The 13,463-nt window shown below is 68.4% G+C and carries 12 protein-coding genes and 1 pseudogene; 6 read left to right on the top strand and 7 right to left on the bottom strand.

All coding sequences use genetic code 11. From position 1 onward, the window contains the following. Nucleotides 1–77: 77 nt before the first annotated feature. A complete protein-coding gene (locus QUE79_RS14670) occupies nt 78–1,496 on the top strand; it encodes a UDP-glucose dehydrogenase family protein (protein WP_286343741.1) in 1,419 nt (472 codons plus the stop codon). Between the two features lie 91 nt (nt 1,497–1,587). Here QUE79_RS14670 and QUE79_RS14665 read toward each other — a convergent pair whose 3' ends face one another. Together QUE79_RS14665 and QUE79_RS26200 are read right to left on the bottom strand one after the other, a co-directional pair. Next, the gene (locus QUE79_RS14665) at nt 1,588–2,184 is read right to left on the bottom strand and encodes an SDR family oxidoreductase (RefSeq protein WP_286343740.1); all 597 of its coding nucleotides are present in this window, start codon (nt 2,182–2,184) and stop codon (nt 1,588–1,590) included. Continuing rightward, entirely contained in the window at nt 2,181–2,321 is a 141-nt protein-coding gene (locus tag QUE79_RS26200) for a hypothetical protein (RefSeq protein ID WP_286343739.1), read from the bottom strand. The genes QUE79_RS14665 and QUE79_RS26200 overlap by 4 nt, the downstream gene beginning before the upstream one ends. A gap of 98 nt (nt 2,322–2,419) precedes the next feature. On the opposite strand from QUE79_RS26200, the gene QUE79_RS14655 reads away from it, so the two are divergent. Then, nucleotides 2,420–2,974 (top strand): TetR family transcriptional regulator, encoded by a 555-nt coding sequence (locus QUE79_RS14655; RefSeq protein WP_286343738.1) that lies wholly within the window; start codon nt 2,420–2,422, stop codon nt 2,972–2,974. A 198-nt stretch (nt 2,975–3,172) separates the two neighbouring features. Here QUE79_RS14655 and glnA read toward each other — a convergent pair whose 3' ends face one another. Then, a complete protein-coding gene (glnA, locus tag QUE79_RS14650) occupies nt 3,173–4,597 on the bottom strand; it encodes a type I glutamate--ammonia ligase (protein ID WP_286343737.1) in 1,425 nt (474 codons plus the stop codon). Nucleotides 4,598–4,759: 162 nt separating this feature from the next. Between glnA and QUE79_RS14645 the strand changes: the two genes are divergently transcribed. After that, nucleotides 4,760–5,185: an RDD family protein gene (locus QUE79_RS14645; protein WP_286343736.1), complete on the top strand. Its 426-nt coding sequence runs from the start codon at nt 4,760–4,762 to the stop codon at nt 5,183–5,185. A gap of 73 nt (nt 5,186–5,258) precedes the next feature. Here QUE79_RS14645 and QUE79_RS14640 read toward each other — a convergent pair. Continuing rightward, nucleotides 5,259–5,893, bottom strand: a pseudogene (locus QUE79_RS14640) (DUF4191 domain-containing protein). Between the two features lie 213 nt (nt 5,894–6,106). On the opposite strand from QUE79_RS14640, the gene QUE79_RS14635 reads away from it, so the two are divergent. Then, nucleotides 6,107–6,367, top strand: a complete 261-nt coding sequence (locus QUE79_RS14635) for a hypothetical protein (protein ID WP_286343735.1) — start codon at nt 6,107–6,109, stop codon at nt 6,365–6,367. A 38-nt stretch (nt 6,368–6,405) separates the two neighbouring features. Next, on the top strand, nt 6,406–7,548 hold the full coding sequence (locus QUE79_RS14630; RefSeq protein ID WP_286343734.1) for a hypothetical protein: 1,143 nt from the start codon (nt 6,406–6,408) through the stop codon (nt 7,546–7,548). 24 nt (nt 7,549–7,572) lie between these two features. On the opposite strand, the gene sucB is transcribed toward QUE79_RS14630, so the two are convergent. The 3 genes from sucB to QUE79_RS14615 all read right to left on the bottom strand — a co-directional run bounded on the left by sucB (nt 7,573) and on the right by QUE79_RS14615 (nt 12,233). Then, nucleotides 7,573–9,111, bottom strand: coding sequence for a 2-oxoglutarate dehydrogenase, E2 component, dihydrolipoamide succinyltransferase (sucB, locus tag QUE79_RS14625; protein WP_286343733.1), 1,539 nt, complete (start codon nt 9,109–9,111; stop codon nt 7,573–7,575). Nucleotides 9,112–9,196: 85 nt separating this feature from the next. Next, the gene (lpdA, locus tag QUE79_RS14620) at nt 9,197–10,570 is read right to left on the bottom strand and encodes a dihydrolipoyl dehydrogenase (RefSeq protein WP_286343732.1); all 1,374 of its coding nucleotides are present in this window, start codon (nt 10,568–10,570) and stop codon (nt 9,197–9,199) included. A 172-nt stretch (nt 10,571–10,742) separates the two neighbouring features. Continuing rightward, the gene (locus QUE79_RS14615; protein WP_286343731.1) at nt 10,743–12,233 is read right to left on the bottom strand and encodes a leucyl aminopeptidase; all 1,491 of its coding nucleotides are present in this window, start codon (nt 12,231–12,233) and stop codon (nt 10,743–10,745) included. Between the two features lie 93 nt (nt 12,234–12,326). Between QUE79_RS14615 and QUE79_RS14610 the strand changes: the two genes are divergently transcribed. Beyond that, entirely contained in the window at nt 12,327–13,256 is a 930-nt protein-coding gene (locus QUE79_RS14610) for a proteasome assembly chaperone family protein (RefSeq protein ID WP_286343730.1), read from the top strand. The last annotated feature ends 207 nt before the right edge of the window (nt 13,257–13,463 follow it).

Raw genomic sequence — 13,463 nt, 5'->3', positions numbered from 1 at the left:
TCCTGCGCCCCGCCTTCCCTTCCTCCCACCGCCCCTCACCAGGGCACCCGTTTCTCACCAGCACCGAGGAGATCACCATGAGCACTCCCAAGAAGCCGGCCGTCGACCCTCAGGACTCCGCCGCCGGACTCAAACCCCGCATCAGCGTCATCGGCACCGGGTATCTGGGCGCCACGCACGCCGCCGCAATGGCAGAACTCGGCTTCGACGTCATCGGCGTCGACACCGACCCGGCCAAGGTCGACGCCCTCAGCGCCGGTCGCGTGCCGTTCCACGAGCCGGGTCTGCCCGAGCTGATCCTCGAGCACGTCGGGTCCGGCCGACTCCGTTTCACGGCCGATCTGGCCGATGCCGTCGCCACCAGCGACGTCCACTTCATCTGCGTCGGAACGCCTCAGCGTCGGGGGAGCCACGCCGCGAACCTCAGCTACGTCGAGTCGGCCACCAAGGCCGTCGCCGAAGCGATGAGCCACGACGGGCTCATCGTGGGCAAGTCGACGGTTCCGGTCGGCACGGCGGCGCGCCTGCGCGGAATCATCACCGAGTCGAAGCCCACCGGGATCGACGCGCCGCTCGTCTGGAACCCCGAGTTCTTGCGCGAAGCCCACGCCGTGGAGGACACCCTGCGCCCTGACCGCCTCGTCTTCGGCGGCACCGACGCGAAGAGCGAGGCCGTGCTGCGCGAGATCTACGCGGCGCCGATCGCGACCGGCACGCCCGTCATCTCCTGCGACCTGGCCACGGCCGAACTCGTCAAGGTCAGCGCCAACGCGTTCCTCGCGACGAAGATCTCGTTCATCAACGCCATCTCCGAGCTCTGCGAGGTCGCCGGCGCCGACGTCTCGGTGCTCGCGGATGCGTTGGGGCACGACGACCGGATCGGCCGCAAGTTCCTCAACGCGGGTCTCGGCTTCGGGGGCGGCTGCCTTCCGAAGGACATCCGGGCGCTCATGTACCGCGCCAACGAGCTCGGGGCGACGCGCGTCGTCGGCCTCATGCAAGAGGTCGACGAGATCAACATGCTGCAGCGCCAGCGAGTCATCGACCAGGCGATCGACGCCTGCGGCGGGTCCGTGCTGAACCGCAAGATCGCCGTCCTGGGCGCCGCATTCAAGCCGGATACCGACGACGTGCGCGACTCGCCCGCCCTGAACGTCGCCGCAGCGCTCCACCTTCGCGGGGCTCGGGTGCTCGTGGTCGACCCAGAAGCCTCGAACACGGCAGCGCGGAGCTTCCCGACGCTCTCGTTCGCGGACAGCCTCGATGAGGCTGTGACGGATGCCGACGTGGTCCTGCTCCTCACCGAGTGGCCGGTCTTCGTCAACGCCGACCCGGTCCACCTGGCGGAGCTGGCGACGAACCCGATCGTCCTCGACTCGCGCAACGCCCTCGACTCCGAAGTCTGGTCGAGCGCCGGCTGGGAGGTCAGGCCGCTCGGCGGCAAGGTCGTGCAGCGCCAGGCTCGCGCGTACCAGGGCGTGGCCCTGCCGGCGTAACGCCCGCATTTCAGGAGAAACCCGTGATTCCGCGCCTCGAGCCGTCGGAATCACGGGTTTTTCCTGATCGATCAGCTCGTAACGCGCGAACTCACCCCTGGGCCGTCGGCCGGATCACGATATCGCCGACGTCGACGTTCGCCGGCTGCTCGATCGCGTAGGCGGCCGCACGGGCGACGGCGTCGGGAGAGATCGCGATGGCCATCCGCTCTTCCATCGCCGCGCGGGTGTCGGGGTCGCTGATCCCGTCGGTGAACTCGGTCTTGACCATGCCCGGCGAGATGCCGGTGACCCGCAGATCCGGGCCGGACTCCTGCCGAAGACCTTCGGTGATCGTGCGCCCGGCGTTCTTCGTCGCCGCGTAGACCGCCTGGTCGGGAACGATCTTGATGCCCGACGTCGACAGGATGTTGACGAAGTGACCGACCTTCTGGGCCCGGAAGAGCGGCAGCGCCGCGGCGATCCCGTAGAGCAGCCCCTTGACGTTGATGTCGACCATGGCCTCCCAGTCGTCGACCCGGAGATCGTCGAGGGGGCCGATCGGACCGATGCCCGCGTTGCTGATCAGGACGTCGAGCCGTCCGTGGCTCGCGACGGCGAGATCCACGAGGGCCTGCACGTCGGCTCGGCGTGTCACGTCGGTCGGAATCGACAGCGCCTCGCCGCCCGCCTCCCGGATCCTGCTCACCAGGTCGTCGAGCCGATCGTGCCGCCGCGCTCCGAGGACGACTTTCGCCCCCAGGATGCGAGCAGGATCGCCGTCGCCTCGCCGATACCGCTGCTCGCGCCCGTGATCGCGATGACCTTGCCTGTGATTCCGTCCATGCCGTCCCATCCCATCAGCAGCTCGATTTGTGTCAGCCGCTGTCACTATTCTAGACGCAATTGTGTCAGCGGCTGTCACAGTCTTGTAGTCTCCAGGAATGGGACGACGACCGACCGACGCTGCCGCGCGGCTCCGAGCCAGCGCCATCGATCTCTACACGCGCGACGGATTCGGGGCGACCACCGTCGAGGCGATCGCCGCCGACGCGGGGCTCACGGAACGGACGTTCTTCCGGTACTACGCCGACAAGCGCGAGGTCCTGTTCGGGGGAGCGGACGAGCTGGCGATCCTGCTGGCGGAAAGGGTCACAGCCTCGGGCGCGTCCACCGTGCGCGAAGCCGTCGTCGAGGGGCTGCTGGCCGTCTGCGCCGACCTCGAACCGCGCCGACCGGAGCTCGTGACCCGCGAGGCCATCGTGTCGACGACCCTCGAGCTGCGGGAGCGTGAGCTGGCGAAGCTCGCAGCCTGGTCATCGGCGCTCGAGGCCGCCCTGATCGGGCGTGGCGCGGACGCCCCGTCGGCAGCGGTGGTCGCCTCCGCGTCGGTCGCGGCCTTGAACGTCGCCGCGACGCGCTGGCTCGCCGGGCCCGGGCGGCCCGGCCTGCGCGCGGAACTCGGCGCGGCGCTCCAGGCGCTCACCCTCCTCGCCTGACCCGGCATCCTGCCCCTCCCTCCAGCCGCCTCTCCCTCCCGAAATCGAAGGGGATTTTCACGAGACGGCCCCGATCGCACTGCCCGACGCACCTGCGCGAAAATCCCCTTCGATTTCTGGCGGCGGGACGGGACGACGAAACCCCGCCGGCTGCTTCTGCGAGAAGAGCGCGACGGGGTCTCGAGGTTCGGAAGGCGGCTACACCCCGAAGTACATCTCGAACTCGAACGGGTGAGGACGCTGCGCCATGGGCAGGATCTCTTTGTCGCGCTTGTACGCGATCCACGTCTCGATGAGGTCTTCGGTGAACACGTTGCCCTTGGTGAGGAACTCGTGGTCGGCCTCGAGAGCCGCAAGGGCCTCCTCGAGCGAACCCGGAACCTGCGGGATGTTCTTTGCCTCTTCGGGCGGAAGCTCGTAGAGGTCTTTGTCGACCGGCTCGTGCGGCTCGATGCGGTTCTGGATGCCGTCGAGGCCCGCCATCAGCTGGGCCGCGAACGCCAGGTACGGGTTCGATGCCGCGTCGGGAACGCGGAACTCGATGCGCTTGGCCTTCGGGTTCGTTCCCGTGATCGGGATGCGGATCGCCGCCGAGCGGTTGCCGGCCGAGTAGACCAGGTTGACGGGAGCTTCGAAGCCCGGGATCAGGCGGTGGTACGAGTTGATCGACGGGTTGGTGAACGCCAGGACGGCCGGAGCGTGCTTGAGCAGGCCACCGATGTACCAGCGGGCGAGGTCGGAGAGACCGCCGTAGCCGTTCTCGTCGTAGAACAGCGGCTTGCCGTCGCTCCAGAGGGACTGGTGCGTGTGCATGCCCGAGCCGTTGTCGCCGAACAGCGGCTTCGGCATGAAGGTCGCGACCTTGCCCCACTGCTCGGCGGTGTTCTTGACGATGTACTTGAACTTCAGGATGTCGTCGGCGGCGTGCACCATCGTGTCGAACTTGTAGTTGATCTCCTGCTGACCACCGGTGCCGACCTCGTGGTGTGCGCGCTCGAGCTCGAGTCCTGACTCGATCAGCTTCAGGCTGATGTCGTCGCGGAGGTCGGCCGTCTTGTCGACGGGGGAGACGGGGAAGTAGCCACCCTTGTAGGCCGTCTTGTTGGCGAGGTTCCCGCCCTCTTCGGCGCGGCCGGTGTTCCAGGCGCCCTCTTCGGAGTCGACCGAGTAGAACGAGCCGTTCTGCTTCACCTCGTAGCGGACGTCGTCGAAGATGTAGAACTCGGCCTCGGGTGCGAAGAACGCCGTGTCGGCGATGCCCGTCGAGGCGACGTAGCGCTCGGCCTTCTTGGCGACCTGGCGCGGGTCGCGCGAGTAGAGCTCGCCGTTACGCGGGTTGAAGATGTCGAAGACGAGGATGAGGGTGCGCTCGGTACGGAAGGGGTCGACGTAGCCGGTCGTGACGTCGGGGATGAGCTGCATGTCGGACTCGTGGATCGACGCGAAGCCGCGGATCGAAGAGCCGTCGAACAGCTGACCGACGGAGAAGAACTCCTCGTCGACCGTGGATGCGGGGATGTTGAAGTGCTGCTGGACACCGGGCAGATCGGTGAATCGAATGTCAAGGAACTTGACGTCAGTGTCCTTGATGAACTTCAGCACCTCGGAAGAATCTTTGAACATACGCGAGGTCTCTCCAATGGGCGTGGAACATGAGCGAAAGCAGGACGCCTCCAGTCACGAGGCTATTGAGAAGCCGTTTCCACCCAGTGTCGCCTATGTTTCGGGGATGTTACGGGTGCCCCGCGCACGGGGCTCACACACGGTCTCGCTAGGCTCTTCCCCATGTCCAGCAGCGCCCCGCCGCCACTCCCCGCACAACCGTCGAAGTCTCCGTGGCCGGGCCACGATCTGGGATTGCCGCAGGAGGGGCCGCGCTCGATGGGCCGCTTCGGACGCAGGATCATCGCACTCGTCATCGACTGGCTGCTCGCGGTGATCATCTCGATCACCTTCTTCCACTACAACTCGTTCGCCACCCTCGGGGTCTTCGCCGTCATGCAGATCGTGTTCCTCATCACGATCGGCGGCAGCATCGGCCACATCGTCGTTCGGCTGAGGCTGACGCCGCTCAGCGGAGGATACATCGGCGTCTGGCGCCCGATCGTCCGGACCGTCCTGCTGTGCCTGGTCATCCCGGCGGTCATCTACGACCAGGATCAGCGGGGGCTGCACGACCGCGCGATCGGGTCGATCCTGGTGCGCATCTAGCTGTACCGCGACGAAACAGCCCTCGACCACAGGATCTCGTGGTCGAGGGCTTTCTTCGAGGTCGAACCCGGGATCAGCGCGGGCGGCCCGGGCGGACACGCATCGGGTCGACACCCTTGGGGATCGGCAGCTTGTTCTGGCCGAGCGATTCGAGGCGATTGCTCACCGCGAGGATCTCGTTCCGGCCGATGGCCTTCTTGCCCTTGTTCATGTTGCGGGCGAGCTTGTGGAGGGGATGGATCCGCCGTCGGGGCCGACGCTCAGCACCGTGATCGGCACGCCGGGAGTGATGCGCGCGACCTTGCGCTTCTCCTCGTCGACGATCTTCTGCGTCTGGCCGCGGGTGCCCTCGGTCACGAGGACGACGCCGGGGCGCCCGACCGCGCGGTAGACCGCCGCCTGGCTGCGGCCGTTGACCGCCACGGGCATTTCACTGGCTCGCCACTGCCGGCGGAGACCGCTCTTGAACACGGCGCCGACGGCGCCGGGCTGCCCGGCGATCTGCGAGTAGGCGGCGCGCTCGGCGAGTCGGCCCAGCACGATCATGAAGACCAGGATGCCGGCCATCACCCCGACCACGATGTAGAGGATGAAGCTGAGGATGCTCTCGCCGCCGAGCGCGAACGCGAGAGCGACGCCGGCGAGGACGGGCACGACGAACGCTGCCACCATCCACCAGATCGCCGTCGAGTCTTGCCGACGGGTCATATTGAAGACCTGGTACATCTGCTTGATGCGCCCGGGCTCTTTAGCTGCTGTGGAGGGAGATGCGTTCTCCGAGGACTTGCTGCGTGCCATGGTGACTAGGATACGGGCTCCGCACCGTGACGCGAGCCCTCCCCAGGTTCGCCGTGAGCGCATTCGTCCACAGGCGTCGCCGCTCGGGCGGCGGCAGCGGCCCGGGAGACGCAGGATCGTCGCATGTCCAGTGATCCTGTACGCGTCGGCCGCCTGCTCGCCCGAGGTTCGCGCGCCGACGTCCATGAATGGGACGACGACGACGGCGACGCACGTCGCGTCGTCAAGAGGTACCGCGGTGACACCGCTCGGCGAGAGGCCCTCTCCTCGCGGCCGCTCTTGCCGCGGTCGAGCATCCTCATCTGCTCCGACTGGGCGGGCTCGTCGACCTCGGTTCCAACGGCGTCGAGCCGGGTGCGGTGGGAGTGCTGCTTCCCCGGCTGACGACGTCGACGGCCCGCCAGTGGCTGGAGATGCGACGGGTGATCACCGCGGGAGAGAGCGTGACGCTGCTCGTTCCGATCCTGCTGGCGCTGCTCCATGTCGAGCGGCGGCGGCTCGATCCGCGTCTGGCGCTGACCTGCGCCATCGGGCTCGACGACATTCTCTTCGATGAACGCGGAGCGGCCGTCGTGACCGGTGTCCGCCTGGTGCCTGCAGAAGGGCACGGATCGACCCCGACGGCAACGGCCGTTGCGCGCCGCGTGGTCGGCGAAGTGCTTGCCAAGACCGTCGGCGGCGGCTCCGCCGCGCGTGCGCACCTCACGGCACTCTGCGGCCGGGACGCCGAGATCGACGAACTCCTGGAGGTCCTGTTCGAGCTCGACGAGCCCGCACCGCTGGAGGCTCCCCTGGAAGCGCCGCTCGGCGACGTCGACGACCAACCGCATCGTCCCGTCCCGGAGGCAGCTGCGGCACACCTTCGACCCGGTCCCTCGCCCGACCTCCTCGACGGTCTCGTGCCCTGGCTCGCTCCCGCTCGCGCGGCCGCAGGCCGGCTGGTCTCCTCGTCGCCCCGCGCTGCCGCAGCCGTTCGCTCTCTGCGCGAGGTGCGGGCCCGGGTCTGGGCGACCGCCGGAATCCTGACGGTTTCAGGCATCGTCGGGCTCACCGTGCTCACCGGCCCAGAAGCGTCGGGGGAGGGCGACGCCGCACCCGCCGTCGCTCCCTCACCCGGTCAGACGAGCGAAGCGGCATCGCTCCCGCAGCCGACGCCCTCCCCGAGTCCAGGGTCCCCTCCGAAGTCGTCGCCGACGGGTGACGTGCGCGGGGAAAGCGTTCCGTCAGCACTCCCGACGCACGACACGGCGTCCCTGCTCACCGGAGACGACGCCGACGCTGCCGCGGCGGAGCTGCTGCAACTGAGGGCGGCATGTCTGGCCGCGCTCGACCGCAGCTGTCTCGAGGCGGTCGAACAGCCCGGATCACCCGTGCTCGCGCTGGATCTCGCCGCCATCGACGATCCTGCCCGACTCGACGAACGCCCTGTCGACCTCCGGATCGACGCCGTCGTCAACCGCCTCGGCGGAGCAGTTCTCTATCGCGCACGGGGGCCGGACGACGAACCGGCCTCGGTTCTCGTGACGAGAACCGAGGCCGGTTGGCGACTGCGGACCATTCCGTGACGGGCAGGCAGCCCGGTGGTCGCTCTAGATGCCGAGCTTGCCCTGGAAGTCGCCGCCTTCGAGGCGGTTATTCACCGCGACGAGGAAGCGGGCGGCGTCGGCGCCATCGACGATGCGGTGGTCGTACGACAGGGCGAGGTACACCATCGAGCGGATAGCGATCGACTCCGAGCCGTCGGCCGTGATGACCACCGGCTTCTTGACGACGATGCCGGTGCCGAGGATCGCGACCTGGGGCAGGAACACGACGGGGGTGTCGAACAGCGCGCCGCGCGAACCGGTGTTGGTGACGGTGAAGGTACCGCCCGAGAGTTCGTCGGGCGTCAGCTTGTTGTCGCGGGTGCGACCGGCCAGGTCGGCGATCGACGCGGCGAGACCGGCGAGGTCGAGCGACGCGGCGTTCTTGATGACGGGGGTGAGCAGCCCGCGCTCGGTGTCGACCGCCATGCTGATGTTCTCGGTGTCGGGGTAGACGATCGAGTCGCCGTCGACGGTGGCGTTCAGCTTGGGGTAGGCCTGGAGCGCCTCGGCGGCGGCCAGGGTGAAGAACGGCAGGAACGAGAGCTTGTTGCCGGTCTTGGCGAGGAAGTCGCCCTTGACGGCGTCGCGGAACGTCGCGACCTTCGTCACGTCGACCTCGACGACGCTCGTGAGCTGGGCCGTCGACTGCATCGACTCGACAGCCCGCTGAGCCACGACCTTGCGGAGGCGGGTCATCGGAACGGTCGTGCCGCGGAGCTCGGAGACGGGCAGCGGCTCGTACGTCGACGACGCGGCAGGCGCGGCGGCGGCCGGAGCTGCGGGCGCAGCCTGTGCAGCGGCCTCAGCGGCGGCCAGGACGTCCTCCTTGCGGATGCGGCCCCCGACACCGCTGCCGGAGAGCGTCGACAGGTCGATGCCCTTCTCGTTCGCGAGCTTGCGCACCAGCGGTGTCACGTAGCCCACGGGAGCACCGGTGGACGCGGGCGCCGGAGCCGACGCGGCGGGAGCTGCCGGAGCAGCAGGGGCCGGAGCAGCAGGCGCCGGAGCAGCAGGCGCAGCGGGAGCCGGTGCAGCCGGGGCGGGCGCAGCGGCAGCAGGCGCGGCGGGAGCCGGGTCGACGGCCGGGGCCGGCGCCGGACGCGTCTGCTGCTCGGCCTCGCCGGGAGCCGGCGCTGCGTCGGAGGGGACCTCGGCGGCGGATTCGTCGGACGGGGCCGGCGACTCGTACCCCTCGGAGGGCTCGTCTTCGGCCTCGGCCGCGGGCGTGTCCGCCTCGGGCGAGGCTTCGCCGGTGCCGGGAGCCTCGGCCGCGGGGGCCTCGTCGGCGGGGGCACCAGCGCCACTGCCGTCGCCGATCTTGACCAGCGGCGTGCCGACCTCGACCGTTTCGTCCTCGGCGACGAGGATCTCCTCGACGACACCGGCGACGGGTGAAGGAATCTCGGTGTCGACCTTGTCGGTCGAGACTTCGAGCAGCGGCTCGTCGACCTCGACCCGGTCGCCGACATTCTTCAACCAGCGGGTGACCGTACCCTCGGTGACACTCTCACCGAGTGCCGGGAGGTTGACGGATTCGCTCATCAGTGGAACTCCTTCTTGCAGTTCTGATCTATGAATTTTCTACAGCGTCTTGTGTGCCGAGGCACGCCAGGGGATCGGAACGCGATCACATGGCGTGGAGCGGCTTGCCCGCCAGAGCGAGCATGGCCTCGCCGAGGGCTTCGTTCTGGGTCGGGTGCGCGTGGATGAGCGAGGCGACGTCTTCGGGGTAGGCCTCCCAGTTGACCGTGAGCTGCGCTTCACCGATGAGCTCGCCGACGCGAGCGCCGATCATGTGGATACCGACGACCGGGCCGTCGACGACGCGCACGACCTTGATCGAGCCGGCAGTGCCGAGGATCGACGACTTGCCGTTGCCTGCGAGGTTGTAGTCGTAGGCCGCGATCTTGTCGGCGCCGTACTTCTCGGTCGCTTTCGCGGAGGTGAGTCCGACGGAGGCGACCTCGGGGTCGGAGTAGGTCACCTTGGGAATGTTCGCGTCTTCGATCACGATCGGCGAGAGGCCGGCGATCTCTTCTGCGACGAAGATGCCCTGCTGGAAGGACCGGTGCGCGAGCTGGAGGCCGGGAACGATGTCGCCGATTGCGTAGACGCCGGGAACGCTGGTGACCAGGCGGTCGTTCGTGATCACGAAGCCGCGGTCCATCGTGATGCCGACCTCCTCGTAACCGAGGTTCGCGGTCACGGGGCCGCGTCCCACAGCGACGAGCAGCAGGTCGCCGTCGAAGGTCTTGCCGTCTTCGAGAGTGACGACGACGCCCTGGTCGTTCTGCTCGACGCCCTGGAAACGCGTGCCGAGGTTGAAGGCGATGCCGCGCTTGCGGAACGCCCGCTCGAACGACTTGGAGACGGACTCCTCTTCGTTCGGGACGAGGTGGGGCAGGGCCTCGACGATGGTGACGTCGACGCCGAAGGACTTCCAGACGCTGGCGAACTCCACGCCGATGACGCCGCCGCCGAGGATGATCACCTTGTTGGGGATGTAGTCGAGCTCGAGCGCGTGCTCACTGGTGATGACGCGGCCGCCGACCTCGAGGCCGGGAAGGCTGCGAGAGTACGAGCCCGTGGCCAGGACGATGTTCTTGCCCGTGATCGTGTCGTCGCCGACCTGGATGGTCGAGGGCGAGGTGAGTCGGCCGGCCCCGGTGATCGTCGTGATCCCGCGCGCCTTCACGAGGCTCTGGAGACCCTTGTACTTGTGCTCGACGATGTCGCGCCGGTACGTGGTCACGCCCGCGATGTCGATGCCCTGGAACTCGGTGTTCACGCCGTACTTCGACGACTCGCGAGAGACGTCGGCGACCTCGGCCGCGTGCAGGAGCGCCTTGGTGGGGATGCAGCCGCGGTGGAGGCAGGTGCCACCGACCTTGTCTTTCTCGATCAGAGCGACCGAGAAGCCCAGTTCGCTGGCCCGGAGCGCCGCGGCGTAACCGCCGCTGCCTCCTCCGAGCACCACCACGTCAAAATTCTGTTCCGACACCCAGCAACTCCTTCGTGCGTTCGGACGTGGCTGCCGACAGCACCGTCACACCCTCGCGGCGGCTGGGTCGCAGCCGATTCGCACCGGACGTGGGTGGGCCTGACAGCCCTGCTTCAGCGGGTTTTTCCCGCCCCCACTACCCTAGTACGCCGCCTAGGCGGTCACGGTCAGGTCAGAACCCCGCAGCGAGGTCGATCAGCGTACGCACGGTGACCCCGGTCGCGCCTTTGGTCGTGAAGCCGTAGCCACCGGCCTTGTTCTCGCTCGGCCCGGCGATGTCGAGGTGCGCCCAGGGGATGAGGTCGTCGGTACCGGCCTTCTTGCCGACGAACTCCTTCAGAAAGACCCCGGCGAGCAGCATGCCGCCGGCCGTGTTGCCGGGTGTGGCGTTGACAAGGTCCGCGACGTCGGAGGTGAGACGCGTGCGGAGCTCGGTCGCCAGCGGCACGCGCCAGAACGGCTCCGAGGCGGCGTCGGCGACCTCGACCACGCGCGGCGCGAAGTCGTCGGTTCCCATCACCCCGACGTAACGGGTGCCGAGCGCGACGACCTGCGCGCCCGTGAGGGTCGCGACGTCGACGATGGCGTCCGGTTGCTCCTCGCTCGCGGCCGACAGCCCGTCGGCCAGGACGAGGCGACCTTCCGCGTCGGTGTTCGTCACCTCGACGGTCGTACCGTTCTTGATGGTCAGGACGTCGTCCGGTCGGATCGGGTCGGCTCCGAGCATGTTCTCCGAGATGCAGAGCCAGGCGGTCACCTTGACGGGAAGCGCGAGGTCGGCTGCGGCGAGCGTGACGGCCAGGACCGTGGCCGCGCCGGTCATGTCGTACTTCATCCCGACCATGCTCCCGGCGGGCTTGAGCGACAGCCCGCCCGTGTCGTACGTGATTCCCTTCCCGACCAGGGCGAGGTGCTTGGTCGCCCCCTCGGGCGAGTAGACGACCTTGACGAGGCGTGGCGGGCGGGCCGATCCCTGACCGACGCCCACGATTCCGCCGAAGCCGCCGGCGCGGAGTTCCTCGCCGGCGAGGACGGTGACGGTCACGTCGCGCGTCGAGGAGAGACGGACGGCCTCATCCGCCAGGACCTCCGGCGACAGGTCGATCGGGGGAGTGGTGACGAGGTCGCGCACCGTGTGGACCGCGGCGGCCGTGGCAACCGCCCGGGAGACGACCGAGTCGGAGATGTCCGCCGTGGTCACGAGGACGACCTCCGAGACGGCCTTCCGCGAGTCCTTCGCGGAAGACTTCCGGTAGGCGTCGAAGGCGTACGCGCCGATGGCGGCGCCTTCGAGAACCGCAAGCGCCTCGGCGTCGTCGGACACCGGGAGTGCGAGCGCGACGCGGGCTTGACCGGCCAACTGGCGCGTCGCTGATCCTGCCGCGTAGCGCAGCGTCTCGACTCCGGGCTCTCCACCGAGGCCGATCAAGGCGATCGAGGTGGCGGGGGCCGCCCCGGCGACACCCGCGCCGAGCGAGGACAGGGGCAGGCGCGTCAGCTCGTCGCGACCGCCCGAGACGCCGATGCCCTCGAGCGAGGCCGCGAGGTCGGGGGCGTCCCAGAGAAGGGTGGGCCCGGCCTCACCGGTGCCTGGAACGACGCCCAGGACGAGAACGGAGGCATCGGGACGGTCGGCGGACACGGAGAGCTGGGGCACTGTCATGCCGTCGATCGTATCGGCGGTGCGGCGGCGTGTTCGCTGTCAGCACGTCGCGCGCGGGCGTGCCGGAGGGCTGCCGTGCCTAGCATTGAGAGCATGTCCGATCCCGCCGACCTCTACGAGCTCTCGCCCGACGCCGCCAGCGTTCCCGCAGGGTTGCCGCTCGTAGCCGGTCTCACCGGCTTCGCCGACGCCGGTTCCGCCGTCAGCCAGCTCTCCCAGTACATGACCGACACGCTCGACGGTGACGTCATCGCGACGTTCGACGCCGACACCCTTCTCGATTACCGGGCTCGGCGTCCGATCATCACGTTCGATCAGGATCACATCGCCGATTACCGGGCGCAGACTCTCACGCTGAGCCTGATGCGAGACGAGATCGGCCAGCCGTTCCTTCTCTTGTCCGGGTTCGAGCCCGACTTCCGCTGGGACGATTTCTCGAGCGCGATCCTCGGGCTCGTGGAGAGGTTCCAGGTCGCGACGACCACCTGGATCCACGCGATCCCGATGCCGGTTCCGCACACGCGTCCCCTGGGTGTCACCGTCTCGGGCAACCGAGTCGACCTGATCGAGAGTCTCTCGGTCTGGAAGCCGACCACGCAGGCCCCGGCCAACGCCCTTCACCTCGTCGAATACCGCCTCGCCGAGACCGGGCACCCGACCACCGGCTTCGTCCTTCTCGTGCCGCACTACCTGGCCGACACCGAGTTCCCCGACGCCGCCGTCACGGCTCTGTCGAGCATCAGCGCCGCGACGAGCCTCATCTTCCCGACCGACAAGTTGAAAGACGAGGGGCGCGACTTCCTCGGCAAGGTCGACGAGCAGGTCCACGGCAACCACGAGTTGTCGCGCCTCGTTCAGACCCTCGAGGAGCGCCACGACACCTACATGGAGGGCAACCCGCTCCCGTCGCCCCTGATCGGTCTCGACGGTCAGGTCCCCAGCGCCGATGCGATCGCCGCCGAGCTCGAGAAGTTCCTCTCCTCTCGGCCCGCCGACGACGACAGCGGGCCGGGCCTGGTCTGACCGACCGAAAGAACGGTCGGGTGAACAGAGCCCTGTCGACCTGGCATCCGACTCGGCTTCTGGTCGCACGACGTCGCCCAGTCGTCCGGCACCGTCCTCAGCCTGGACCTCGAAGAAGGAATAGAGGGGGCCTCTCCGGGTTGCATCGGGCAGGAAATTGCGCAGCCGCCGAACCGCCAATACCAGGATCTCGTGAATCTGTAAACG

Source organism: Frondihabitans sucicola (assembly GCF_030296615.1).
Classification (GTDB): Bacteria; Actinomycetota; Actinomycetes; order Actinomycetales; family Microbacteriaceae; genus Frondihabitans; species Frondihabitans sucicola.
This window is presented reverse-complemented; position numbering and strand designations above follow the sequence as displayed.

Coding starts and splice junctions, on each gene's coding strand:
- QUE79_RS14670 (WP_286343741.1), top strand. CDS start 78: ATGAGCACTCCCAAGAAGCCGGCCGTCGACCCTCAGGACTCCGCCGCC.
- QUE79_RS26200 (WP_286343739.1), bottom strand. CDS start 2,321: ATGGACGGAATCACAGGCAAGGTCATCGCGATCACGGGCGCGAGCAGC.
- QUE79_RS14655 (WP_286343738.1), top strand. CDS start 2,420: ATGGGACGACGACCGACCGACGCTGCCGCGCGGCTCCGAGCCAGCGCC.
- glnA (WP_286343737.1), bottom strand. CDS start 4,597: ATGTTCAAAGATTCTTCCGAGGTGCTGAAGTTCATCAAGGACACTGAC.
- QUE79_RS14645 (WP_286343736.1), top strand. CDS start 4,760: ATGTCCAGCAGCGCCCCGCCGCCACTCCCCGCACAACCGTCGAAGTCT.
- QUE79_RS14635 (WP_286343735.1), top strand. CDS start 6,107: ATGTCCAGTGATCCTGTACGCGTCGGCCGCCTGCTCGCCCGAGGTTCG.
- sucB (WP_286343733.1), bottom strand. CDS start 9,111: ATGAGCGAATCCGTCAACCTCCCGGCACTCGGTGAGAGTGTCACCGAG.
- QUE79_RS14615 (WP_286343731.1), bottom strand. CDS start 12,233: ATGACAGTGCCCCAGCTCTCCGTGTCCGCCGACCGTCCCGATGCCTCC.
- QUE79_RS14610 (WP_286343730.1), top strand. CDS start 12,327: ATGTCCGATCCCGCCGACCTCTACGAGCTCTCGCCCGACGCCGCCAGC.